The following is a 23,329-nucleotide window of genomic DNA, read 5'->3' as shown; positions in this document are numbered from 1 at the left end:
GCGTGCCCGCACGCACCTGGAACTGCACGCTCCACCTGTCCTTCATGGGGTGATGTGTCGATGAGTGACGGTTTCTTCTACTCGTACCACCTCGGCTGGAGCCGCCCGGACTCCGAGTCGCTCTTCAGCGATCTCGACGCGGCGGGACTGCGGCTCAGCCACCCGATCACGAGACGGGTCACGCTCCTCGGGCCGGGGCCCGGCCCGCGCGGCACCCCGTCGTGGGTGACCAGGGAGCAGCTCGTACTCCTGGCCGGACTGCAGCGGCTCGACAGTGTCGACTTCCTGTTGTGGGTGAACAGCGGAACCGACGTGCCCGCACGCATCCGCCGGATGCGGGACGGCGTCGTCGCGCTGGAATTCGGCTTCGGCCGGCTGACCCGGGACGAGCAGGAAGTGGCCGCGAGGGCGATCAGGGAGGCGATAGGGCGGGCCTCCGTGCTCTGCATCGGCTTCGTTGTCGACCGCGAGGGCGCCTCCGTGGCGACGGACTGGAGCGGTGTCGTCATCAACGGGACGACGTACTTCGACAGTTGGCCGGACACTCTGGCCGTGCGGCACGAGATCGCCGCGATGCAACCGCAGTTGGCGGGGGTGGCCTCGTACGACCAGTCGCCCTGGATGCTGTTCGGGAGCGAGGTCCCCGTCCGGTAGTGGCGGGGGCGGCCTGTCGGTTCGCCGCTCGGTTCGGTTCGGCTCGGTTCGGTTCGGCTCGGCTTGGTTCGGCTCGGCTTGGTTCGGTTCGGCTTCGCTCCGTGACTTTCGTCGGAATCGGCAACTTTGAGCCTTGCATTGGGTCCTGAGGCCCATGCCCCGAAGGGTGCCGGTGTGGTCGGATGCGTGGAGTGGCTGAACTGTGGCCGTACACCGGCAAGCTGGGGGACTCGTCGTGTCTGGCATAGGCGGATTTGCGGTTTCGGGTGGTGCCGGTGGGGGTGTCGCCGGCGGGGGCGTCGCCGTGGGCCGGCAGGGGGGCAGGCAGTCCTTGCCGCGTCCGCTGCGGGCGGTGCTGATCCTCGTGCGGCTGCTCTTCGCGGCCGCCGTCGTGGGCGGCATCGGTGTGCTGACGGTGGCATCGGCGGTCAACGAGGTCGACGGCCAGCTGTTCGGGCTGCTGCTGTACGCGGCGCTGCCGAGCGTGTTCGCGTTCGTCCTCTCGCTGTATGTGCGTACCGGCGGCATCTGGGTCTGGCGCGGGCTGCTGGCCGTACACGTCTGGCTCACCTTCGGCGCGCTGGCGACCCTCGGCGGGGACGGCGGCGGGCGCGGTGTCACCCAGCTGGTGATGCCGGTCGCCGTCATCGTCCTGCTGTTCCGGTCGAGCGCGCGCGAATGGTTCGAGCTGCCCCTCGAACAGCGGTTGCCGCACCGGCGGTTCAGCATCGCGCGCATGATCAAGTGGCGCCGGGACGACGCCGGTCAGACCGCGATGGAATACCTCGGCATGATCCTGGTGGTCGTGGCCCTCATCGGTGGACTGGTCGTCACGGGGATCGCCGCCCAGCTGACCGGTGGGATGCAGGACGCGATCTGCCGGCTCACCGGGAGCGCCTGCCCCGCGCCCGGCAGCAACGTGGAGGCGGGGCACGGCAAGGACACCGGCGGGTCGGCCGCGTCCGGTGGTACGGACTCGGGCGGATCGGTGGCCACGGGCGGTACGGACTCCGGGGGTTCGGGCCCGGCAGGTTCCGGCTCCGGTTCCGGCTCCAGTTCCGGCTCCAGTTCCGGTTCCGGCGGGTCGGACACGGCCGGGGGCTCCAACGCGGCCGGTGGGACCGGCACGGCCGGCGGAACCGGCTCAGCGGGCAACGCGGGCAGCGCGGGCAACGGTTCGGGATCCGGCTCGGGCGGTTCCGGAAGCTCCGGCGGAGGTGACACCGCCACCCAGGTCGACGACGGTGGCGACGACGTGGACAGCTCCGGGGAGCCGAACGGCGGCGACGACCAGGACGACGGCGGCGGTGGCGACGAGAAGCCCGGCGAGAGCTGCACCTCGGGCGTCGGCGCCTTCTTCTCCTGCGCCGCGCACCAGACCGGCGGCTTCTTCAAGGGCCTGGTCGGCGACGGGCTGTGGGGCGACATCACCGGCACGATCGGCACGATCTTCCACCCCATCAAGGCGTGGGACGGCCTGAAGGACTACGGCAAGAGCCTCGGCGACAAGTGGAGCCAGGACTCCAAGGGCGCCGGGGACAAGTGGTCCAAGGGCGACTACCTCGGCGCGGTCTGGGACTGGACCAAGGCGTCCGGCGGCACCGGCGGCAAGGTCCTCGACGACATGTTCATCGGCGACGAAGTCCGGGACATGTGGAAGAACGGCAACGAGGGCCAGGCGATCGGCACCGGCCTCTGGAACATCGGCTCGCTGTTCATCCCGGGTTACGGCGAGGGCAAGCTCGTCGGCAAGTTCGGAAAGCTGGGCAAGTTCGGGAAACTCGGCAAGCTGGGCGAAGTCGCCGAGAAGGCCGGAGAGGCCGCGTCCAAGGCGAAGAAGGCCGCCAAGGCGGGCGATGTCACGGCCGCGGAGAAGGCCGCGAAGGAAGCGCAGCAGCACGCCGACGACGCCGCCGAGCAGGCCGGTCTCAAGGGCTGCACGGTCGGGATGGGCGGTCGCGTCCGGGTCCCGTACGGCAGCGGTGCGGGCGTCGGACTGCCCGGCTCGGGCACCGGCCTCGTCGCGGCCCCGCCCGTCTCCGTACCCGTCGGCTTCCTCATGGGGAAGTGCGACGAGGTCGACCCGGAGAAGAAGGCCGCCGCCGACGAGGCGCAGAGGCTGGCCGACGAGGCGAAGAAGGCCGCGGACGCGGCCAAGCGCCGTAAGGCCCTGGAAGCCGCTCAGGACCAGCCGAAGCCGGCCTGGTACAAGGACCTCAAGGACCCGCCGGCCGGGGCCAAGGACGGCGGCACGGGCAACTGGCAGGAGATCAAGCCCGGCGTCTGGAACTACCCGACCGAGATGGGTGCCCGCTACCAGGAGCAGATCTCCAAGGTGGGCCGCGGGAAGGAGTACCGGGTTCCGCTGGACAAGCTCACGGGGAAGCCGGTCGACTTCGATGGCTGGGACGCCTCGCGGGGCACGTACCTGGAGGCGAAGTACGGGTACAAGGGCAAGGACTACTACAACGCCGACACCGGGACGCTCACGTCGAAGGTCGCCGACCGGTGGGCGGACCAGGCGCGCCGACAGGTCGACGCGGCACGCGGCAAACCGGTCGAGTGGCATCTCTCCGATCCGGACGTCGCCGAAGCGGCGCGAGAAATGTTCGAGGACCGGGGCATCCCGGTTAAGGTGATCCACACCCCGGGTGATGTGACCGGCTGAGCGCCGGACGGGGTGGCGAACCGAGGCCTGAGGCCCGAGGGAGAACGTGTCGTGCTGAACGTCGTGGTCAACGGCTTCTGGGGCCTTCGCGGGGAATCCGTGCCGGGCATCGCCGAACGCTGGTCCGGCACGCTCACCGCGCTCAAGGACATCGACGGCCCGACGTTCGACGTGTGGCACGAGGCCGGCGACGACCTCCCGTCCGATCCCGTGCTGGAGCCCTCGGCCCCCGCACTGGCGGAGTACATCGAGCGGAAGAACACGGGCCCCGACCTCGACGTGGTGGGCTACACGACGTCGCTGTGGGCGCAGAACCCCGCTGCGGCGCGTGTGTCCATGGCGATTCACGCGGGCAGTACCTCGCACTACGCGGTGAACTCCGTCTCGCTCGCCTTCCGGTCGCGCGAGGTGGACGAAACCGCGGAGGTGATCCGGCGCGCTCCGGAGATCCTGCGCCTCCTCGCGGAGCACTGGGAGATCGACGCCGGGCAGGCGTACGACAGGCACCAGTACCGGGCGGTGGCCGAGCGGTTCGACCTGGCGAACAGCGACCCCCGCTGCGGCCGTGCGGTCTTCCTCTCCGCCGGCCGTGCCGCCCTCGCCCCCGAGGGGCTGCCCGGAACGTACCTCCGCACCGCACACGGCGGGCTGGTCATCGACCTCACCCGTGGCGGTACGGAATCCCCGGACATCGAGACGATCATCGAGGCGAACACGCGGCTGCGGGAGGCCGGGGCGCTGGAGAAGCTCCCGGTGCCGTTCGACCGGGACCGCTTTTGACCCCTGCGGCCCGCACCCCCCGGGGAGGCACACGCCTCAGAGCCAGCCCCGCATCGCCGCGAACCCCAGCAGCAGCCCCACCGCGAACACCCCGAGCCCGAGCGCGAACACCGCGGGCATCACCGCCGGACCCCATGCCCCGGGCCCGGCCACCGTGGCGTTCTTCGCCGGGTCCGCCGGGTCGTAACTGACCCGGACCGGCGCCCCGACCTCGAAGCCGAACGGGCCCGGGGCATGGTCGGTGAACTCGATGTCGCGGCCGTCCCGGGTGCGGAACGCGAAGACGTACTCGGTGGCGTAACTCCGCTCCATGCCCGGCCCCCGGTCGACCGTCCGGCGGTCCGCGCACCGCCCCTCGGCGCGTTCGCCGTGCCGTACCAGCCGCAGCACCCGGTTCAGACGCAGCGCGGAACGGATCGCGAACGCGCCGAGGAACAGGCCGAACAGCAGCAGGAACGTGGCCGTGCCGCCGGGCAGGATCTGCATGGACGCGCGCTCCCGATCCGCTACTTGACCGTGATCGAATCGACGAAGGCGTCGAGATCCTTCGGGCTCAGCGAGCCCTTCACCGCATTGATCCGGACCGCGAACGGCACATCCTTCGAATCGACACCCGCCACCACGACCCCCGTCATCCGGGTGCCCTGCGCCGGGGTCCGCTCCTCGCCGTTCGACGTGAACTCGTAGTCGATCCGGCGTGCGTCACGGGCGCTCTCCGCACCCGCGAGCCGCACCTCCTCGGTCCCCTTGCGGGTCGCCCCGATACCGATGCCGGCGCCCGCCGCGGACGCCGCCTCGGCGGCGCTGTCCACGCCCGTGGCGAAGTCGAGCTGCACGGAGACCATGCCCGTGCGCAGCCCGCCCTCCTCCTTGAGCGCGACGGCCGCGTTGGCCTTGGCCCGGTCGGCCGCGGGCTGTTCCTTGTAGCCCTTGTCCCCGGGGTAGCCGACGGAGAGGCTCTTGGTGTCGAGCTTGCTCCAGCCCTCCGGCAGCGCGGCGGTCTCCCCGCCGCAGCCGGTGAGCAGGGCGAGGCCGATGGCGGCGGCAGCGGTCGCGCCGATCGCCCGGTACATCTTCTTCGTCGTCATCGCCTGTCGCCTCTTCGTCGTGCGTGGTCGGTGCTTCCCGTACGGGCTACTTCGCGCAGTAGCTGTACGGGAGGTACGAGCGCTTGTCGCCCTGCGGAGCCCCGAGGAACTGCGCGTCCGTCAGTGTCTCCTTCTTGTGCTCGTCGGAGATGGAGAATCCCAGACTCATGCCGAGCGAGACCTCGAAGCCGAACTCCTGGGCGTCCGTCTGACCGTGGTACTTCATCGTGCTCGACAGGCCGTCCTGGTACATCAGCTGGTCGAAGGGGTCGGTTCCGGTGGGCTTCTGCTGAAGAGAATGATCGCCGAACATGTACTCGAACGGGGCGGTGTTGTTGCCGGAGCCGTCCAGCCACTGCTCGGCGATGGCCCGCTTGTCCTCGGTGGCCTTGTCGGTGTCCTTGCCGAAGACGATCGAGTTCGTCCTGACCTCGATGGCGGTGTCGCCGGAGGAGTCGGAGCCGCTGACCTTGCCGCCGCGCTTGTCGCCGTCCTTCTTGCCGTTGTCGCCGCTGATGTCGCCCTTGTCGGTCGTCGAACCGTTCTCGACGGTCTGGGTCATGTCGATGCGGACGATCTTCCCGGTCTTCTGGTCACGGGTGACGGTGACCGCCCCGGTCCGGCTGTCCTTCGCGGAGGCCGCGCCGCCCAGCGGACCGGCCGAACCGCTGACCTTGCCCTCCAGGTCGAGCTTGGCGGTGTACGTGTACGACTCGTTGCCGTTGACGTCGTCCTTGGTGATGGTCACCTCGGGGGAGAACTTCGCCTTGCCGCCGAGCTTCGCGCCGAGCTTGGCCTCGTCGCCCGCGCTGATGGAGAGTCCGCCGTCCGCGTAGGCGTTGAGACCGACGGTCGAGTAGGAGATCTTCTTGTCCCCGATCTTCTTCTCGACGTCCTTCTTCTTGTCGGCCCACTTCATCCCGGAGTACCAGCCGCCGCCGTAGCCGCCGCTGTACTTGGTAGAGGTCTCCCACATCTTCATTTCCTCGATGTCGTCCCGCATCTTCTTGGCGTCCTCCTCGCTCTTGAAGACCCAGGTGTCACCGTTGGTGATCTTGATGCCGCCGCCGACGTCCACATCGGCCTTGCCCAGCTTGCCGAGCTTGACGCCGGGGGTGCTGGCGGTGGCACCGGCCGAGGCGGCGTCCGTGAACGTCATGTAGACCAGCTTGTCGTTCTCGTCGACCGTGCCGTCCCCGTTCACGTCCGTCTTGGCCTGGCTGACCTTCTGCTGGAAGCCGTACTCGTTGCCCCACTCGAACCAGCCGATCTTGACCTTGTCGCCGACGTTGTCGGAGATGCTGGAGACCTGGCACATCTTGGGCTCGTAGTCGGCGTCCGTCTTCGGCTTCGCGGTGGTTTCCCCGCCGCCGGCGGAGCAGCCGCCACCGCCGCCGCCCATCGAGCTGATCGCGCAGCGGATGCGCTCGCCGATCTGCCCGCCGACACCTGCCATGGCCATCGCGCCGATCAGCGTGACCACGAGGACGACCACCCCGAGGTACTCCATGGCCGTGGCGCCGCCGTCCCGCCAGGAGTACGGGCGGTACGGGGCGGGCTCCGGCTCGTCCGCGCGGTCGTCCAGCAGCCGGTCGACGGCCAGCCCCGCCGCCGCGCCGGTCGCCAGCGCGACGATCGGCATCAACGTGCCCTCGACGTCCACGAGATGCCAGGACACGGCCAGTCCGTAGACGAGCGCGGCCAGCGGGACGGTGAGGGCGGCGAGGAGCGTCAGCGGACGGGATTCGCGGTGCTCGTCGGGCAGGACGCGGGCGGAGGCCAGGACCGTGAGGACGGTCGTGATGACGTTGGGGACGTGCAGCAGGGCCAGCCGCCAGCCGAAGCTCGCGAGCCGCTCGTCGGTGGCCAACAGCTCGACCAGTCCGCGCGAGACCAGATAACCGGCGGCGATGTAGACCAGGGCGCCGGCGGCCCAGCTGCGGGTCAGGGCGAAGAACACGCCACCGCTCGCGCCGGTACCACCACCCCCGTTCCCCGGCGGTATGTGGCCCGCGCCTCCGCTTCCCCAGCCCCCGCCACCAGTCACGGTTCTTCCTCTCCGACGCCCACTTGCCATGCCTGTGCCCGCGGTTCTGCATGCGGGTGTGGACGTGAGCGTACGGATGAACGAGCCGGGTGACCTGGGCCCTTGGCCCCAAAGTCGGGCCCAACGGGCGATGCCCCGCCCCACCGCGAGGAGCGGCGGGACGGGGCATCGGGGGAGGGGAGCGGGGGTGCGGCCGGGTCAGTCCAGGTCGTCCGCGAACGTTCCCGCGCGCTCGGCGACCTCCGGTCTGCGGACCCGGAGCACGGCGAAGCCGACGATGCCGACGACCAGCGCGCCGACGAACACGTACGGCAGCACGTTCAGCGGCCAGGCCGGAGCGGGCCACAGGTTGCGGTAGAAGACGTAGATCATCGCGGCGGCGCCGATCAGCCCCAGGCCCCAGGTGACCAGCAGGCCGCGGGCCCCGATCCGGCGTACGAACAGCGGCGCGGCCAGACACACCAGGGTGTAGCTGAGCATGTAGCCGAAGACGCCGATGGTGTCGATGTACGTCGTCGCGTTCAGTGGTTCGGTCCCGGCGCCGACCACGAGCACCGCGGGGAGGGCGACGAACGGGGCGACGGCCCAGATGGCCGCGGACGGGGTCCGGTGGCGGGGGTGGGCGACGCCGAGCCGGGCCGGCATCACACCCTCCTTCGCCATGCCGAACAGCAGCCGGGCGGCGACGGTGATGCAGGCCATCACCACGGCCACGAACGATGCCGCGAAGCCCGCGTGCAGGAAGAACTTGAGGAAGCCGAGGCCGGACAGCTCGGCCAGTTCGTCCATCGGGTCGGTGCTCCTCGCCAGGGCGTCCGCCCCGCCGAACCCGGCGACCTGCGCGTAGGTGGCGAACATGTACAGCACACCGGCCAGCACCGCACTGCCCATCACCGAACGGGGAATCGCCTTGTACGGGTCGGTGGCCTCGGCGCCCAGTGAAGCGGCGCCCTCGAACCCGACGAAGCCGAGCACGCCCAGCACCACGGCGAAGACGACACCGTCGAGGGTGGAGCCGCTGAGGCTCAGCTGCTCGGTGTCGATGATGTTCCCGCTCTTGAAGAAGGCCGGGACCAGCACGACGACGATGAGGACGATCGACACGACCTCCAGCACGGAGGCGACCCGCGCCGCGGTCCGCACACTGGCGATCGTCAGCCGGATCGCGACGGCGGCCAGCAGCACATCGAGCAGGATCTGGCCGGGGATGCCGGTGAAGAGCCCGATGCCGATCTGATCGAGGGCGCGCGCCGTGTAGTAACCGGCACCGGCGAGCGAGCCCGAGCCGATGCACACCGCACCGATGAGCAGCGCCCAGCCGGTCACGAACGAGCCGGGCGCCCCGAGCGAGAGCCGGGAGAAGGCGTACAGCGAACCGACCCCGGCGCGCCTGCGGGCGAAGACGCAGATGCAGTACGCGATGGCGAGCACGGCCGCCATGGCCAGGAAGAAGGAGAACCAGGCGCCGTTGCCCGCGGACGCCGCCATGCTGGCGGGGGCGAAGGCGATGACGGCGCTGGGCGCGACGTTCGCGACGCTCTGCGCGCCGACCTCGAACGTGGAGACGGAGCGGTGGGCCAGGCCGTCGGCCGGCTTTCCGGCGATGGTCTGCTTTCCGGCGGTGCTCATGTCCGGTCCTCCATCATCAGCAGCTGACGCAGGGCGTGGCCGGCGGCGAGGTCGGCCAGTGCGTCGCCCGCCTCGTCCAGCGGACGCCGTGCCGAGATCATCGATTCCACGTCGAGCTCGCCCGACACCACGAGGTCCACCAGGGCCGGAATGTCCCGGCCGGCGTCGACCGAGCCGTAGTTGGAGCCGAGGATGCGCTGGTCGGCCTCGGCGAGCGCGAGCGGGTCGAAGCGCGCGGTGCGGCCGGTCGGCGGGAGGCCGACGATGACGGCGGCGCCGCCCTGGCCGAGCGCCGCGATGGACTGCTCGGTGGTCTCGATCTTGCCGATGGCGTCGAACACGTAGTCCAGGCCTTCGGGGACCAGGGCGCGCAGGGCCTCGACGACATCGCCGTCACGGGCGTCGACCGCGTCGGTCGCGCCGAGCCGGCGGGCCAGCTCCAGCTTCTCCGGGACGACGTCGACGGCGACGATGCGGCCGGCCTGCGCCAGCCTGGCACCCTGCACGCAGGACAGGCCCACGCCGCCGCAGCCGATCACGGCGACGGTGGCCCCGGCCTCGACGCCCGCCGTGTTGCGGACCGCGCCGACACCGGTGGCGATGGCGCAGCCGACCAGGGCGATGACGTCGAGGGGCGCGTCCTCGCGCACCTTGATCGCGCCGGAGGCGGGGACCACGACGCGCTCGGCGAACGAGGAGACGCCCAGGTAGTGGTGGGCCTTCTCGCCGTCGATGGAGAGCCGGCTGGTGCCGTCGTAGAGCACCCCCTCGGGCGCCACGACCTCCGCGACCAGGCTGCACGCGGCCGGGCGCCCCAAGACGCAGAAGCGGCAGGTGCCGCAGGACGGGACCCAGGACAGGACGACATGGTCGCCGACCGCCAGGCCGGTGACGCCCGCGCCGAGCGCGGTGACCACGCCGGAGCCCTCGTGCCCCATCACGACCGGGGTGGGGTGGTCCCACTCGCCGCGGATGACATGGAGGTCGGAGTGGCAGACGCCGGCCGCCGCCACGGCGACCTCGACCTCGCCGGGGCCGGGCGGGGCCAGGGTGACGTCGGTGACGGTCACCTCCTGGCCCGGGGAGCGGAAGACGACGCCGCGCACGGTGCGCGCGGTGCTCTCTTGGAAGGACGGGGAGCTCATCGGCTTACTCCTCGGGTGGTGCGGCACGGTCGGGGAAGGGCGGCACGATCGGCGACGGGCGGCACAGCGGCCTGCCGGAGCGTCTTGTTTAGTGCCATTAAACTTTCGTCAAGTTTTACAGCACTAAACTCGATGGGTAAAGACCCTTCTGACCTGCGCCTTCCCCCGGCCACCGACCGTGACGTCTCCGACAGGTAGCGTGTCCGCCATGTCCGAAGCCCCTGACAGCCACATGTCCACGATCGGTCCGCGGCTGCGTGAGCTCCGCCTGGCACAGGGGCTGACGCTCGCTCAGGTCGCCGAGGCGGCAGGTGTGACCAAGGGGTTCGTCAGCCTCGCCGAGCGCGGCAAGACCTCGGTCTCCGTCCCGACCCTGATCCGCATCTGCGAGGCCCTGGGCACCGGTATCGCCACGCTCTTCGACTATCCGGACCAGGACGTCGTCAAGGGCGGCCTGGGCGCCAGGCTGGAGATGGGCGGGCACGGCATCGAGGAGTTCCTCCTCACACCCGCCGAGGAACGGCACGTCCAGGTCATGCGGACGATCCTGAGCCCCGGCGGCGGCTCCGGCGGCGCGTACAGCCTGGAGGCCGAGACCGTCTTCGCCTACCTGGTCCGCGGCACGCTGCGGCTGAGCGTGGACGGCGAGCCCAGGTTCCTGGAGGCCGGCGACTCGACGACGTTCTCCGCACGGGCCGCGCACGCCTGGGACAACCCCGGCGAGGACGAGGCCGAGGTCCTCTGGTCGATCGCGCCCGCCCTGCCGCTCTCCCGCACCAAGCTCCGGCCGTAGGGCCTGTCCGGCGGATCAGGGCCGGGGCAGATCCAGCGGAATGCGACGGGTCGCGCGGCCCTGGGTGTCCAGGAGCCAGCCCATGCGCTTGGGGGAATGCAGCGCCACCGTGCGGTCCTTGACCTCCAGCGTCGGGAAGCGTTCCGCCAGCAGCATCTCGAACGGGCCGATGGCGTTCAGGCCATGGAGCCAGACGATGACCAGGAGGTTGTGCGGTCCGCTGACGGAGACGCACATACGGACCTGCTCCATGCGGGCCAGCGTGTTTCCGGTGTGTTCGAGGTGGGCGTGTGGGACGGCGACCCGGTAGATCACCATGGTCGACAGACCGGCCAGGGGGTGGGCGATGTCGCAGCGGAAATTGACGTCGCCGTGGTGGATCAGACGCTGGACCCGGCGCCGGGCGGTGTGCTCGCTCATCCCCGTCGCGGCGCCGAGCTCGGTGTAGCCGAGCCGCCCGTTGGCGCCGAGGGCGGTCAACAACGCCCGGTCCTCGGGGGACGGCTGGTCGCGCATGTCCGTGCTGTACGTGGCCTGCCGCGCGGCACGCGGAGCCGGGAGCGTGGCACGCCCCGCCGGTTCCATCGCCCGGATCCGCCAGTCGCCGCCTTCGCCGTAGAGCGTGATCCCCAGCCGGGTACGGGTGGAGCGCAGCCCCGGCAGGCCGCCGATGGCGCGGTGGACCGCCTGGCCGAGCGTGGGCAGGTCGGCGGCGGCGACGGACAGGAAGAGATCGAAGTCCCCAGCCGTCTCGTCGATGCTGAAGACCCAGGGCAGTTCGGCCAGGGCGGCGCTGACCGCTTCGAGGGAGCTGGGCCGGCAACGCACTTCGACATAGGCGACCGTGGCCGATTTCGGTGCGTCGTAGGCGGTGATCCACGCCAGGCGGTTGGCGCGCAGGCGCTCCCAGCGGCGGGCCGCGGTCGTCGCGTCCACACCGAGCGCCCGGCCGATGCGGGTCCACGGTGCGCGGGGCGCGGCCTGGAGCGCGTCGACGAGGGCGAGATCCAGTTCGGAGAACCGTGTGTCGGAATCCGGCGCATTCGGTGAGCCGACGACGCTTTCCTGCATTTTCGGTCCTCCCTCGCGCACAGGCCGGATCGTAAGGGCACTTCCCGGCCGACACCCAGTATCGGCCACTGTAGAGAGGAGTGCCGTGCCTGCTCTGCGCCCGCGAATCCCGCGCCCCGAGACCGCGAACCGCACGGTCAGGACGACGGTGGTGCTGCTGTTCGCCGCCTGGCTGGTCGACTACTCCGACCGGCTCGTGATCAACCTCGTACTGCCGTCCATCGGTGAGGACTTCGACCTCGACCGGGGACAGCAGGGCCTGATCGTCTCCGCCTTCTTCCTCGCCTATGCGGCCTGCCAGATCCCCGGCGGCATGCTCGCCGACCGCTTCGGCGGCAAGCGGGTCACCTGCTGGGCCCTGCTGGTCTGGTCCCTGTTCACGGCACTGACCGGCCTCGCGTGGTCCTTCGCCGCCCTGCTCGTGCTGCGCTTCGCCTTCGGAGTGGCCGAAGGGATCTTTCCGTCCGCCGGGACGAAGGTGCTGGTCGAGCGGACCACGCCCGAGGAGCGGATGGGTGCCAACGGGCTGATCATGAGCTCGAACGCCCTCGCCGCGGTGGTGACACCGCTCGCCGTCGCACCGCTGATCAGCGTCTTCGGCTGGCGGTCCGCCTTCTTCTCGACGGCCGCGCTCGGTGTCCTCGTCCTGGTGGCGATACGGATGCGGCTGCCGGATCCCCTGGCCCGTACGGAGCCGGACGCCGGGGCGCGAGACCGCCGGGACGTCCGTGAGCTGCTGCGCATGGGCGTGCTCTGGCGCTTCGCGCTGATGATGTTCGGCTACTGCGTCATCGTGTGGGGCCTCAACACCTGGGTTCCGTCCTATCTCAGCGAAGAGCGCGGTATCTCCCTGACCTCGGCCGGAGCCCTCGTCGCGATTCCGGCACTGGGAGCAGCCGCGGCCACGATCGTCGGCGGCCGTCTGGCGGACCGTTTCGAGGGCCACCACCGGAAGGTGATCGTGCCCGGGATGACGGTGGCCGCGCTCGCGCTGCTCCTGATGGCCTTCTCGGCCTCGATCGTCGGTTTCATCGCCTTCGGGACGCTCGCCGTCTTCGCCGCCTCCCTCTGCTACATGCCGATCTTCGCGGTGCCCCTGCGCAGCCTCGCTCCCGAACACGTCGGGGTGGGCAGCGCGGTGATCGTCTTCGGCGGACAGGTCGCCGGCATGGTCGCCCCGCCCGTCATGGGTGTGCTCGCCGACACCTTCTCCTTCCAGGTCGCCTTCGCCTTCCTCGTGCTGGGCGCGGTCATCGCCGCGGTCATGGCCGTCGCCACCCCTCAGGACACCACGTCCTTCCTCGCTTCCTCCGCACGCCGTACCCCTCTCGCAATGGAGCACTCATGACTGCCTCGGTCACCTCGCTGCTGTCCGGACTGAACGGCGAACTGCCCGGCCTGCGCGACCTGTACAAGGATCTGCACGCCCACCCGGAGCTCTCGTTCCAGGAGGTCCGTACGGCGGGAATCGTCGCCGCCCGGCTGCGGGAGCAGGGCTGGGACGTCACCGAGGGGGTGGGTGGAACCGGCGTCGTCGGTGTCCTCACCGCGGGCGACGGTCCGGTGGTGCTGCTCCGCGCCGACATGGACGCGCTGCCCGTGAAGGAGGAGACCGGACTTCCGTACGCCTCCACGCGGACCGGGGTGGACGCGGAGGGCAACGAGGTCCCGGTGATGCACGCCTGCGGTCACGACATGCATGTCACGTGTCTGCTCGGCGCCACCGCACTGCTGGCCGCCAACCGGCACGCCTGGCGCGGCACCGTCGTCGCGGTGTTCCAGCCCGCCGAGGAGATCGGCGGGGCCCCGGCCATGATCGATGACGGCTTCCTGGAGCGGTTCCCGCGCGCCGAGGTCTGCCTGGGCCAGCATGTGGGGCCCGTCCCCGTGGGTTTCGTCGCCACCCGGCCCGGTCCGGTGATGGCCGCGTCCGACAGTGTGCGGGTGCGGCTGTTCGGACAGGGCGGGCACGGGTCGACGCCCGAGGCGACCGTGGATCCCGTCGTGATGGCCGCCGCGGTCGTGATGCGGCTGCAGACGGTGGTCTCCCGCGAAGTCGGGGCGGCGCAGCAGGCGGTGGTGACCGTGGGCTCGATCCACAGCGGCACCAAGGAGAACATCATCCCGGACACCGCCGACCTCAGGATCAACATCCGCAGTACGACTCCCGCCGTACGGGAACGGGTCCTGGAGGCCGTCAAGCGGATCGTCCGCGCCGAGGCCGCCGCCTCCGGCGCCCCGAAGGAACCCGAGATCACGGACTTCAACGGCTTCCCGGTGACCGTCAACGACCACGAGGCCACCGCCACCGTCCAGGCCGCGCTCACCCAGGTGCTGGGGGAGGGGCACGTCTTCACCCTGCCCCAGACACTCACCGGCAGCGAGGACTTCGGTGTCTTCGGCACCGCGCTCCAAGTGCCCTCGGTCTTCTGGCACTTCGGCGGCGCCGACCCTGCCGCGTTCAAGGGCATCGACCCCGACTCGCTGCTGGAGAACGGAATCCCCGCCGAGATCCCCGGCAATCACTCGTCCCTGTTCGCACCGGTCATCGACCCGACCGTCGAAATCGGTGTGACATCGCTGCTGGCGGCCGCCGCGCAGTGGCTGAAGGCCGGCGCCGACACCACCCGATAGCCGCTGCGCACGACGGAACGACGGAGGAGAGAACCATGAAGCAAGCCCCCGAACTGATCTTCGTCGGTGGTCCGGTCCTCACCATGGACCCCGAACACCGCCGGGCCGAGGCCCTCGCCGCACGGGCCGGCGTGATCACCGCCGTCGGCGGCAGGGACGAGGTGCTGGCCCTGCGCGGGCCCGGCACCCGGGTCGTGGACCTGGCGGGGCAGGCGCTCCTGCCGGGATTCGTCGAGGCCCACGGCCACCCGACGACGATGGCCCTGGCCATCGCGCCGCCCGCGGTGGACGTGCGCCCGTTCACCGTGCCGACCGGTGAGGCCGTCCACGCCCGGATTCGGGAGGCCGTGGCCGCGGCGCCCGGCGAGCCCGTGGCCGTGTACGGGATCGATCTGCTGCTCCAGCGCGACCTTCCGCTCCCCACGCGGGAGTTGCTCGACGAACTGTGCCCGGACGCCCCGCTCGTGGTGTTCACCGCCAGCGGCCACGCCGCGTACGCCAACACCGCCGCCCTGCGCGCCGCGCGGATCACCCGGGACACCCCCGACCCGGCCGGGGCCCGCTTCGTCCGCGACGCCGCCGGCGAACCCACCGGCGAGGCCCAGGAGGGCGCCGCCGTCGAGGCGTTCATGCGGGTCGTGGCGGGCGACCGGCTCCAGCCGGCGAAGCTCGCCGCCGCGCTGGAATGGTCGTACGCCGAGCACGCCCGGGTCGGCATCACCACCGCCGCCGACCTGGCGACCGAGCCGGGCCTGCTCGCCGCTCTGCGGGCCGCCGCCGAACACCCCCGGGCGGCCCTGCGCGTCCGCTCGTACCTCATCGGCACCCCCGAACTGGCCGCCGACCCCGAACGGCGTTTTCCCGGACACGCCCCGGCCGCCGAGCTGTTCGGCATCTCCGGCATGAAGCTGTGGGCCGAGGGCACCGCATGGCAGGGCACCATCGCCACCAGCTTCCCGTTCCAGGACAACGAAGCCACCCGCCGCATCGGCCTGGACCCCTGCGCCCACGCACCCATGAACTACAGCCCCGATCAACTCGCCGAGCTGGCCTCCGCGTTCACCGCCCAGGGCTACCCGATGGCCTGCCACGTCCACGGCGACGTCACCTTCGACGCCGTGCTCGACGCGTACGCCCAGGCCGGCGCCGACGACCCGGAGCGGCTGCGGGCCATGCGGCCGCGCATGGAGCACTGCGGCGCGGTCACCCCCGACCAGTACCGCCGTGCCGCCGCCATGGGCGCCACCGTCAGCCTCTTCATGGACCACATCCGCTGGTGGGGCGACGTCCTCGCGGACGATCTGTTCACTCCCCGGGTCGCCGAGCGGTGGATGGCCGTGCGCTCGGCCTGGGACGCCGGACACCGCGTCTCCCTGCACAACGACGGCATGTGCTCACCCACCGACCCGCTCGCCTCCGTCGCCACCGCCCTCACCCGCCGCACCCCGGCCAGCGGCCGCGTCCACGGCACCACCGAGCGCCTGACCATCGACGAGGCGCTGCGCGCGGTGACCACCAACCCGGCGTGGCAACTGCACCTGGAGGACGAGATCGGCATGCTGCGCCCCGGGATGCGGGCCGACCTGGCGGTCCTGACCCAGGACCCGTACGCCGTACCCGCCGAGCGCCACGAACGGTTCCAGGAGGAGGTCGCCGTCTCGGCCACCTACCTCGGCGGCCGCCCCACCTGGACGGCGTGAACGAGGTGGCGTACGGGTGAGAGCGGACCGGCTGCCCGGTACGTGGGGGCAGCCGGTCCGATCACTTCCGGTCGATCTCGCTCTGGACGATCGACACCCGGGCCCCCGGCCGGATTCCCCACTTCTCCATCGCCCCGGCCTCCGCCTCGATCACATGTCGGGCCCGCAACCGGGGCATGCCCAGCCGGCCGGGCTTCATCGTGTGGACCGCCACGACCCTGAACTTCCGGTCCAGATACGCCACATCGATGGTGAACCGCATCCGGAAACTGTGCACACTCCCGCACGGGGTGATCAGCAGGGCGCCGTCGATCCCGTCCTGCCCGAGCAGCCCGCGACTCCGGGCCCGGTACGAGGCCGCGATCCGCAGCGGTATCTCCTCCTCCTGCCCTCCCTGTGCGTCGGTGACCGTCAACGTGCCCTTGCCATTGCGCCATTGAGCCATGGCCATGAAGGTAGCGCCAGGCGACGGCCGCTGGGTCCGGAACGGCACGCAGTGGGCCCCAGGACCCATGACCCGTGCCCGGCACCGGCTTAGGGTCGGCTCCGTGGACGCCATGCTGACAGTGCTCGCCGCACTCTGGGGCGCAGCGGCCGGACTGCTGGTCCCGCGCGCCGCCTACCGGTTCTCCGTCGAACCGGAGGACCCCTGGCGCGACGCCTGCCCCGAGGGCCACGCCCTGACCGGGGCCGCCCGCGGCTGGCTCGGCTCCACCCGGTGCGCGCAGTGCGCGGCGGTGCCGGCACCCACCGCCCCGGCACCCACCACCCAGGGCGACGGGCCGGGAGACCGGATCGACGCGACGGACGGCTCGCCGCGCGCAACGCGTTACGCCCCCGGCGTCCTCGTCCCCGTCGTCACCGCACTCTCCTGCGCCGTCCTCGCGGCGGCCACCGGGCTCCGCCCCGAACTGGCCGTCTGGCTGCTGCTGGCACCCGTCGCCGTACTGCTGGCGACCATCGACCGCCGCGTCCACCGGCTGCCCGACCGGCTGACACTGCCCGCCGCCGGGGCCGTCGCCGTACTCCTCGGCGCCGCCGCGCTGCTCCCCGAACACGCCGGGTCCTGGCTGTCCGCCCTGCTCGGCGGAGCCGCCCTCGGCGGCTTCTACTTCCTGCTCTTCCTCATCAACCCGAACGGAATGGGCTTCGGGGACGTCAAGCTCGCGCTGTCGCTGGGCATGGCCCTCGGCTGGTACGGCTGGGCCGTGGTGTTCGCCGGAGGCTTCGCCGGATTCCTGCTCGGTGCGGTGTACGGGTTCGGGCTGATGATCCTGAAGCGGGCCGGGCGCAAGACCGGCATCCCGTTCGGCCCGTTCATGATCACGGGCGCGCTGCTGGGCATGCTGCTCGGCGCGCTCGCCGCCTGACCCCGCCGTACCCCCGGCCACGCCCAGAAGAGCGTGGCCGGGACAGTCATTCCCCGCAACCGGACGTCAACTCGTCACACGATCTGGATGGCGACGACCTTCGGCGGATGGTTCGGGAAGGTGATGTCGTGCCAGCGTTCGATCTTCACCGAGTCACCGTTGGCGTCGTAGTAGATCAGGTCGTTGTTGCCCGTGGAGATCCGGTCGACCCACCACCCGCCGAAGTCGGTCTTCCCGCCGTTCGCGTAGCAGTCGACGCTGTCACGGCCCTCGAAGTGCGACCAGATCTTCAGGAAGTTCTCCCCACCGACACATTGGACGTGGTCGATGGCGAAGGCATCACCACTCGGCATGCTGATGGTGAGCGCGGCAGTCGTGGCGAGCGCCACGGCCACCGAACGCGCGGCCCTCTTGGTTTTCGAGATCACGTATTCCCCTTCACACGAAGGCCGGCGCACCGGCCGGCCCTGTCGGCGATGTTGCGTCATGACGGAACGGTGCTTCGTCGAGCCGACAACGGGACACGACCCGCCAGGCAGCCCCGAGACCCCGTCGGGCAGCTCGAACGATGCTGTCGCCACGCTATAGACGAAAAGAGGCAATACCGTCCGCAGTCAGGGAAAACACATCAAATAGGTGATAACCCGAGGTGAGGCCGTGGCGTGCGGTCGAGCAGGCAACGGCCCGGACCCCCGCCGGGCAGGCCCTAATGCGGTCGCGCCGCTCGGCACCCGGCTGACACCATTCCCGTATGTCCGGAGCATCCGAAGAAGCGGCCGCCGAAGCGGAACGCGCACGATTCGAAGCCCTCGTCCTGGAGGCGGCCACCGCCTCCGTCGACGGCTGGGACTTCTCCTGGCTCGACGGCCGGGCCACCGAGCAGCGCCCCTCCTGGGGCTATGCCCGTGCCATGGCGGACCGTATGGGACGGGCCGGGGCCGCGCTCGACATCCAGACCGGCGGCGGCGAGGTCCTCGCCTCCGTACCGAAGCTGCCGCCGCTCGCCGTCGCCACCGAGTCCTGGCCGCCGAACATCGCCCGTGCCACCGCGCTCCTGCACCCGCTCGGCGCGGCCGTGGTCGCCGATCCGGACGAGCCGCCGCTGCCGTTCGGCGACAACGCCTTCGACCTGGTGGTCAGTCGGCATCCGGTGACGACCTGGTGGGCGGAGATCGCGCGGGTGCTCGCCCCCGGCGGCACGTACTTCTCGCAACAGGTCGGCCCGGCCAGCGTCTTCGAGCTCGTCGAGTACTTCCTCGGCCCGCAGCCCCCGGCGGTGCGCGGCTCCCGCGACCCCGAACAGGCGCGGGCGGCGGCCGAGGCGGTGGGCCTGGACGTCGTCGATCTGCGGGCGGAGACCCTGCGCACCGAGTTCTTCGACATCGGCGCCGTCGTCTACTTCCTGCGCAAGGTGATCTGGATGGTGCCGGGCTTCACCGTGGAGGAGTACCGGCCGCGACTGGCCGAGCTGCACCACCTGATCGAGACCGAGGGGCCGTTCGTCGCCCACACCACCCGATTCCTGATCGAGGCCCGCAAACCGGATGCCCGGCCCTGAGAGGCTGTCGGGTGACCTCGGGCCGGGCGGCCACGCCCTGGCACGCACGCTTCCCGCGTTGTCGTCGGTCGACGACGCTCCGCGTCGCCTCCCTCCTCCGCCTTGGAATCGCACGCACCGGACCGCGTCCGCTTTTCCGATCCGAGGTCACCCGACAGCCTCTGAGTCGCACCCGCCGCTCACGGCCGGAGGATGCGACCCTGGACAGTGAACTCCTGGGGAAGGATTTGGCCATGAGGGTGGGGAACGAAGAGGAAACGCCGCGGGTCCCGCGGCAGGGGAGGGCCGACTGGCTCAGGGGCGCGCGGATCATCGGAGTGCTCGGTGTCTTCTACCGCCCGGAGGGACGGCTGGGGGAGCCGGAGGCCGTCGAATTCCTGCTGGCCGACGGCCAGTCGCTGCTTCTGACCTGCGCCTCCGACGGGACCCTGCGGGTCGGGTCCGGTGCCTGGCCGCGGCTGCCCGGCTGGTGCGTACCGTCGGGGCAGTGGGAGTTCGCCACCGTGTCGAGCCTGCCGCAGCCGCCCGACGGCGGCTGGACGGTCACCCGCACCGAGGAACGCGGGGACGAGAACGGCCAGGTGTGCGAGGCCGTCATCCGCTGCGAGGGCGGCAGCTTCGTGGTCATCGGCGGGGACACCGTGGCGATCCGCTTCACCCGGGGCCACCGGGGCGCACCGGCGACCACCTGAGCGCCGCCCGCGGCCACCGTCACGTCCCCCTGCGCATGCCCTACGCGTGCGCCCCCACCGTCACCTTGCCCACCGTCAGCTCCGCGTTCCCCTCCAGCACCTCACCGACCCGTGCCACCTCCGCCTCCAGCTCCCGCAGCTGCCCGGCGGTCAGGGGGGCCAGCGGCTCCACGGTGACGGCGATCCGACGGCCCGAACGCCGCTGGTGCCACACCCCGGCGGCCGTGCCGTCGACCAGCAGCACCGGGAAGTTCCCCGCCTGGCCGCCCGCCAGCGCCCGCGTGTACGCCGCACCGGGGAAGAGTTGCTCGCGCGGCTGGGACGCGACGAGGAAGGCGTCGAAGTAGGGGAGCAGCCGCACCCCGTGGACCGGCTCCGCCGGGAAGCCGGTGTCGCCCGCCACCACCCAGGCCGGCCCGCCCTCGTACGTCACCTGCTCGATCTCCCCGCGCGCGGCCGTCCCCGCGAACAGCTCCGCCGACCAGGCGGGAGACAGCGCCAGCCACTTCGCGAAGTGCGCGGGCGTGGCGGGTCCGTACGCGTGCAGATAGCGGCGTACGAGACCGGCGAGGGCCTCGGGTCCGTCGAGCGGTACGACGCCGGGGCGGGTGTAGGTGACCTTGCGGCCGCGATCCGGTGCGAAGCACAGCACGCCGCGGTGGCCCGCCAGATGCATCACCTGCCGCCAGCGCGGCCACATCCCCTGGAACGCGGGCATCACCAGGTCCCCCGCCCACGCCCCGGCCCGCTCCACCACCGCCTCGGAGAGCTCGTCGACGGTCAGCTCGGCCCCGGCCAGCGCCTCCTCGATCGCGGCGAGCACCGCCTCGACCTGCTCCGGTGTCATCCGGGCGTCCTTGGCGAACGGGTTGCGCCCGTCCGGCAGCGCGGACAACGCGCCGGTCCACAGGGGAAGTTCGGACATCGGCAGCAGATGGACGGTGCCGCGCGGCCCGAAGGTCTTGACCAGGGTGCGGTCCTTCCACAGCGCGTCGCGCACCCCGGCACGGGTCAGGCCCGTCGTCCGCAGCCCGATGGAGAGCTCGGCGGCCGAGAGCACCTGGGCGTGCGCGGCCGGCAGCGTTCCGACCACGTCGGCGGGGCCGAGGCGACCGGGGGCGGTGAGCCCCTGGCGCGCCATCCGGCGGGCGTTCGCGGCGGTCCAGGTCACGGATGCGGTTCGGGTCGTCATGACAGGGAAGCTAGCCGCCCTTCAGGACAGTTCCTGTCCTGTATCGCCCGCCCGAAGGTGTTCGACGACGACCCGGACGCCAGCCGGACGATGTGCGCACAACGGAGTCCGGTGAATTCGGAGAGTGATTGTGGAGTGGCGTGGCGCGCAGCATCACTTACGAAGGGTTATGGTGGAAACCCCCCCTCGGGCCGGTCCGTATCCCCCCCACGGACCGGCCCGTTTTTTGTCGGCCCGCGACGCAGGCCGCGTACCGGCCTCGCGGAACCGCCCGCCGTCAGCCCCGTCCGGCCCAGATGTTGGTGCCCTCGGTGTCCACGGCGAAGGTGTCGATCTCCTTCAACTCATCGGCGGACAGCGGCTGTCCGCCGAGCGCCGCGACGTTCTCCTCCAGCTGCTTCACGCTCGACGCGCCGATCAGGGCGGACGTCATACGGCTGTCGCGCAGCACCCAGCAGAGCGCCAGCTGGGCGAGCGACTGGCCGCGCCGGCGGGCGATGTCGTTCAGCCCGTTCAGCCGGCGGACCACCTCGTCCGAGAGCAGACCGGGATCCAGGGACTTGCCCTGGGTGGCGCGGGACCCCTCCGGGATGCCCGCCAGGTACTTGCCGGTGAGCAGGCCCTGGGCGAGCGGCACGAAGGAGATGCAGCCCATGCCGGCCGTCTCCAGGGTGTCGAGCAGGTCGTCGTCCTCGATCCAGCGGTTGATCATCGAGTAGGACGGCTGGTGGATCAGCGCCGGTACGCCCATCTCCTTGAGCAGCCCGGCCGCCTCGGCGGTCTGCTCCGCGTTGTACGAGGACACACCCACGTACAGCGCCTTGCCCTGCTGGACGGCGGAGGCCAGTGCCCCCATCGTCTCCTCCAGCGGGGTCTCCGGGTCGAAGCGGTGGGAGTAGAAGATGTCGACGTAATCCAGCCCCATCCGGTTCAGCGAGGCGTCGAGCGACGACAGCAGGTACTTGCGGGAACCCCATTCGCCGTACGGGCCGGGGTGCATCTCGTAGCCGGCCTTGGTGGAGATGATCAGCTCGTCCCGGTACGGGGCGAAGTCCTGGCGGAACAGCTTGCCGAAGTTGAGCTCGGCGGAGCCGGGCGGCGGCCCGTAGTTGTTGGCAAGATCGAAGTGGGTCACACCGAGGTCGAAGGCACGGCGCAGGATCGCCCGCTGGGAGTCCAGCGTGCGGTCGTCGCCGAAGTTGTGCCAGAGGCCGAGGGAGACGGCGGGAAGCTTGAGACCGCTGCGGCCGGTGCGGCGGTACTCCATCGAGTCGTAGCGCGATCCGGCGGCCTGGTAGTAGAGAGGAGAATCAGTCACGTTTCTCTCCTTATCACGGACTTGTGACAGGCCGGGTTGGGCCGGTGCGCCACCTGCGCAGTAATGTGGCGGCTTCGGGGACTGCCACGGCACGGCGGGGCGATGGACTCTGTGGACCGGTGCGGCGATCCCCAGGGGGACGACCCCGGACCCCGGGCCAGGGGGCGGGCGGGCCCGCACGGAACCGAGAGGTGAACTCAGTGAACTTGCGCGACCTGGTGTACGGGCTCTACGCGCGCCGGGTGGAGGCCCGCCTCGACCACACCCAGGTGCCCAAGCACATCGGTGTCATCCTCGACGGCAACCGGCGCTGGGCGAAGGCGTCCGGAGGCACGGCCGCGCAGGGGCACCAGGCCGGCGCGGACAAGATCAAGGAACTTCTCGGCTGGTGCAGCGAGACGGATGTGGAAGTCGTCACGCTCTGGCTGCTCTCCACGGACAACTTCGACCGCCCCGAGTCCGAGCTGACGCCGCTCCTCGGGATCATCGAGAACACCGTGCGCGACCTCGCGTCGGACGGCCGCTGGCGGGTCCACCACGTCGGCACGCTCGACCTGCTGCCCGCGCACACCCAGACGGTGCTCAAGGAGGCCGAACAGGCCACGATCGGTGTCGACGGAATACTGGTCAATGTCGCCGTCGGCTACGGCGGGCGCCAGGAGATCGCCGACGCGGTCCGCTCGCTGCTGCTGGACCACTCCGCCAAGGGGACGTCGTTCGAGGACCTGGCGGAGATCGTCTCCACCGACCTGATCTCCGAGCACCTCTACACCCGGGGCCAGCCCGACCCGGACCTGGTCATCCGCACCAGCGGCGAGCAGCGGCTGTCCGGCTTCATGCTCTGGCAGACCGCGCACTCCGAGTACTACTTCTGCGAGGTCTTCTGGCCGGCCTTCCGCAAGGTCGACTTCCTCCGCGCGCTGCGTGACTACGCCGCCCGGGGCCGCCGCTACGGCGGCTGACCCTCCGCGGACTCCCCGGCTCCCGTCC

At 71.0% G+C, this 23,329-nt stretch carries 21 protein-coding genes; 11 read left to right on the top strand and 10 right to left on the bottom strand.

Going from position 1 to position 23,329, the window contains the following annotated elements; all coding sequences use genetic code 11:
* Positions 1 to 60: 60 nt before the first annotated feature.
* The 3 genes from OG520_RS14535 to OG520_RS14525 all read left to right on the top strand — a co-directional run bounded on the left by OG520_RS14535 (position 61) and on the right by OG520_RS14525 (position 4,102).
* Positions 61 to 654 carry a hypothetical protein gene (locus tag OG520_RS14535; RefSeq protein ID WP_266414932.1) on the top strand — a complete coding sequence of 198 codons (594 nt, stop codon included), beginning with the start codon at positions 61 to 63 and terminating at the stop codon, positions 652 to 654.
* Between the two features lie 352 nt (positions 655 to 1,006).
* Positions 1,007 to 3,322, top strand: coding sequence for a Tox-REase-5 domain-containing protein (locus OG520_RS14530; RefSeq protein WP_406013445.1), 2,316 nt, complete (start codon positions 1,007 to 1,009; stop codon positions 3,320 to 3,322).
* 51 nt (positions 3,323 to 3,373) lie between these two features.
* Positions 3,374 to 4,102, top strand: a complete 729-nt coding sequence (locus OG520_RS14525) for an Imm52 family immunity protein (protein WP_406013444.1) — start codon at positions 3,374 to 3,376, stop codon at positions 4,100 to 4,102.
* A gap of 36 nt (positions 4,103 to 4,138) precedes the next feature.
* Here OG520_RS14525 and OG520_RS14520 read toward each other — a convergent pair whose 3' ends face one another.
* The 5 genes from OG520_RS14520 to OG520_RS14500 form a co-directional block, all read right to left on the bottom strand.
* Positions 4,139 to 4,588 carry a DUF3592 domain-containing protein gene (locus OG520_RS14520; RefSeq protein WP_406013443.1) on the bottom strand — a complete coding sequence of 150 codons (450 nt, stop codon included), beginning with the start codon at positions 4,586 to 4,588 and terminating at the stop codon, positions 4,139 to 4,141.
* 20 nt (positions 4,589 to 4,608) lie between these two features.
* On the bottom strand, positions 4,609 to 5,190 hold the full coding sequence (locus tag OG520_RS14515) for a hypothetical protein (RefSeq protein WP_266414924.1): 582 nt from the start codon (positions 5,188 to 5,190) through the stop codon (positions 4,609 to 4,611).
* A 46-nt stretch (positions 5,191 to 5,236) separates the two neighbouring features.
* Positions 5,237 to 7,237, bottom strand: a complete 2,001-nt coding sequence (locus OG520_RS14510) for a hypothetical protein (RefSeq protein WP_406013442.1) — start codon at positions 7,235 to 7,237, stop codon at positions 5,237 to 5,239.
* 198 nt (positions 7,238 to 7,435) lie between these two features.
* Positions 7,436 to 8,866, bottom strand: a complete 1,431-nt coding sequence (locus OG520_RS14505; protein WP_406013441.1) for an APC family permease — start codon at positions 8,864 to 8,866, stop codon at positions 7,436 to 7,438.
* Positions 8,863 to 10,011, bottom strand: a complete 1,149-nt coding sequence (locus tag OG520_RS14500) for a Zn-dependent alcohol dehydrogenase (protein ID WP_406013440.1) — start codon at positions 10,009 to 10,011, stop codon at positions 8,863 to 8,865. Before OG520_RS14500 ends, OG520_RS14505 begins: the two co-directional genes overlap by 4 nt.
* A 208-nt stretch (positions 10,012 to 10,219) precedes the next feature.
* Between OG520_RS14500 and OG520_RS14495 the strand changes: the two genes are divergently transcribed.
* Positions 10,220 to 10,804, top strand: coding sequence for a helix-turn-helix domain-containing protein (locus OG520_RS14495; protein WP_399327602.1), 585 nt, complete (start codon positions 10,220 to 10,222; stop codon positions 10,802 to 10,804).
* A gap of 15 nt (positions 10,805 to 10,819) precedes the next feature.
* Here OG520_RS14495 and OG520_RS14490 read toward each other — a convergent pair whose 3' ends face one another.
* The gene (locus OG520_RS14490; protein WP_406013439.1) at positions 10,820 to 11,875 is read right to left on the bottom strand and encodes an Lrp/AsnC family transcriptional regulator; all 1,056 of its coding nucleotides are present in this window, start codon (positions 11,873 to 11,875) and stop codon (positions 10,820 to 10,822) included.
* Positions 11,876 to 11,960: 85 nt separating this feature from the next.
* Here OG520_RS14490 and OG520_RS14485 point away from each other — a divergent pair, with 85 nt between their 5' ends.
* From OG520_RS14485 to OG520_RS14475, 3 genes are read left to right on the top strand one after another with little or no spacing between them, the layout of a single operon-like run.
* Positions 11,961 to 13,223 carry an MFS transporter gene (locus tag OG520_RS14485; protein WP_406013438.1) on the top strand — a complete coding sequence of 421 codons (1,263 nt, stop codon included), beginning with the start codon at positions 11,961 to 11,963 and terminating at the stop codon, positions 13,221 to 13,223.
* Complete coding sequence (locus OG520_RS14480) at positions 13,220 to 14,509, top strand: amidohydrolase (protein ID WP_406013437.1); 1,290 nt, start codon at positions 13,220 to 13,222, stop codon at positions 14,507 to 14,509. Before OG520_RS14485 ends, OG520_RS14480 begins: the two co-directional genes overlap by 4 nt.
* Before the next feature lie 35 nt (positions 14,510 to 14,544).
* Positions 14,545 to 16,209, top strand: coding sequence for an amidohydrolase (locus OG520_RS14475; protein ID WP_406013436.1), 1,665 nt, complete (start codon positions 14,545 to 14,547; stop codon positions 16,207 to 16,209).
* A 61-nt stretch (positions 16,210 to 16,270) separates the two neighbouring features.
* Here OG520_RS14475 and OG520_RS14470 read toward each other — a convergent pair whose 3' ends face one another.
* On the bottom strand, positions 16,271 to 16,660 hold the full coding sequence (locus OG520_RS14470) for a DUF192 domain-containing protein (protein ID WP_406013435.1): 390 nt from the start codon (positions 16,658 to 16,660) through the stop codon (positions 16,271 to 16,273).
* A gap of 97 nt (positions 16,661 to 16,757) precedes the next feature.
* Here OG520_RS14470 and OG520_RS14465 point away from each other — a divergent pair, with 97 nt between their 5' ends.
* Positions 16,758 to 17,579, top strand: a complete 822-nt coding sequence (locus OG520_RS14465) for a prepilin peptidase (protein ID WP_406013434.1) — start codon at positions 16,758 to 16,760, stop codon at positions 17,577 to 17,579.
* Positions 17,580 to 17,653: 74 nt separating this feature from the next.
* Here the strand turns inward: OG520_RS14465 and OG520_RS14460 are convergent, their stop codons facing one another.
* Positions 17,654 to 18,007, bottom strand: a complete 354-nt coding sequence (locus OG520_RS14460; RefSeq protein WP_406013433.1) for a beta/gamma crystallin domain-containing protein — start codon at positions 18,005 to 18,007, stop codon at positions 17,654 to 17,656.
* Positions 18,008 to 18,330: 323 nt separating this feature from the next.
* Between OG520_RS14460 and OG520_RS14455 the strand changes: the two genes are divergently transcribed.
* Both OG520_RS14455 and OG520_RS14450 read left to right on the top strand, forming a co-directional pair.
* Positions 18,331 to 19,137 carry a class I SAM-dependent methyltransferase gene (locus OG520_RS14455; protein ID WP_406013432.1) on the top strand — a complete coding sequence of 269 codons (807 nt, stop codon included), beginning with the start codon at positions 18,331 to 18,333 and terminating at the stop codon, positions 19,135 to 19,137.
* 233 nt (positions 19,138 to 19,370) lie between these two features.
* Positions 19,371 to 19,829 carry a hypothetical protein gene (locus OG520_RS14450; protein WP_399327620.1) on the top strand — a complete coding sequence of 153 codons (459 nt, stop codon included), beginning with the start codon at positions 19,371 to 19,373 and terminating at the stop codon, positions 19,827 to 19,829.
* A gap of 40 nt (positions 19,830 to 19,869) precedes the next feature.
* On the opposite strand, the gene OG520_RS14445 is transcribed toward OG520_RS14450, so the two are convergent.
* Both OG520_RS14445 and mgrA read right to left on the bottom strand, forming a co-directional pair.
* Complete coding sequence (locus tag OG520_RS14445) at positions 19,870 to 21,021, bottom strand: winged helix DNA-binding domain-containing protein (RefSeq protein WP_406013431.1); 1,152 nt, start codon at positions 21,019 to 21,021, stop codon at positions 19,870 to 19,872.
* A gap of 277 nt (positions 21,022 to 21,298) precedes the next feature.
* Positions 21,299 to 22,339, bottom strand: coding sequence for an L-glyceraldehyde 3-phosphate reductase (gene mgrA, locus OG520_RS14440; RefSeq protein ID WP_406013430.1), 1,041 nt, complete (start codon positions 22,337 to 22,339; stop codon positions 21,299 to 21,301).
* 200 nt (positions 22,340 to 22,539) lie between these two features.
* On the opposite strand from mgrA, the gene OG520_RS14435 reads away from it, so the two are divergent.
* Positions 22,540 to 23,301 (top strand): isoprenyl transferase, encoded by a 762-nt coding sequence (locus OG520_RS14435; protein ID WP_266425462.1) that lies wholly within the window; start codon positions 22,540 to 22,542, stop codon positions 23,299 to 23,301.
* The last annotated feature ends 28 nt before the right edge of the window (positions 23,302 to 23,329 follow it).

Source organism: Streptomyces sp. NBC_00984 (genome assembly GCF_045162475.1).
GTDB lineage: Bacteria > Actinomycetota > Actinomycetes > Streptomycetales > Streptomycetaceae > Streptomyces.
This window is presented reverse-complemented; position numbering and strand designations above follow the sequence as displayed.

Bases quoted from the DNA above. Each gene is read 5' to 3' on its own strand.
- OG520_RS14535 (WP_266414932.1), top strand. From the start codon at position 61: ATGAGTGACGGTTTCTTCTACTCGTACCACCTCGGCTGGAGCCGCCCG.
- OG520_RS14520 (WP_406013443.1), bottom strand. From the start codon at position 4,588: ATGCAGATCCTGCCCGGCGGCACGGCCACGTTCCTGCTGCTGTTCGGC.
- OG520_RS14515 (WP_266414924.1), bottom strand. From the start codon at position 5,190: ATGACGACGAAGAAGATGTACCGGGCGATCGGCGCGACCGCTGCCGCC.
- OG520_RS14505 (WP_406013441.1), bottom strand. From the start codon at position 8,866: ATGAGCACCGCCGGAAAGCAGACCATCGCCGGAAAGCCGGCCGACGGC.
- OG520_RS14500 (WP_406013440.1), bottom strand. From the start codon at position 10,011: ATGAGCTCCCCGTCCTTCCAAGAGAGCACCGCGCGCACCGTGCGCGGC.
- OG520_RS14495 (WP_399327602.1), top strand. From the start codon at position 10,220: ATGTCCGAAGCCCCTGACAGCCACATGTCCACGATCGGTCCGCGGCTG.
- OG520_RS14490 (WP_406013439.1), bottom strand. From the start codon at position 11,875: ATGCAGGAAAGCGTCGTCGGCTCACCGAATGCGCCGGATTCCGACACA.
- OG520_RS14480 (WP_406013437.1), top strand. From the start codon at position 13,220: ATGACTGCCTCGGTCACCTCGCTGCTGTCCGGACTGAACGGCGAACTG.
- OG520_RS14475 (WP_406013436.1), top strand. From the start codon at position 14,545: ATGAAGCAAGCCCCCGAACTGATCTTCGTCGGTGGTCCGGTCCTCACC.
- OG520_RS14470 (WP_406013435.1), bottom strand. From the start codon at position 16,660: ATGGCCATGGCTCAATGGCGCAATGGCAAGGGCACGTTGACGGTCACC.
- OG520_RS14455 (WP_406013432.1), top strand. From the start codon at position 18,331: ATGTCCGGAGCATCCGAAGAAGCGGCCGCCGAAGCGGAACGCGCACGA.
- OG520_RS14450 (WP_399327620.1), top strand. From the start codon at position 19,371: ATGAGGGTGGGGAACGAAGAGGAAACGCCGCGGGTCCCGCGGCAGGGG.
- OG520_RS14445 (WP_406013431.1), bottom strand. From the start codon at position 21,021: ATGACGACCCGAACCGCATCCGTGACCTGGACCGCCGCGAACGCCCGC.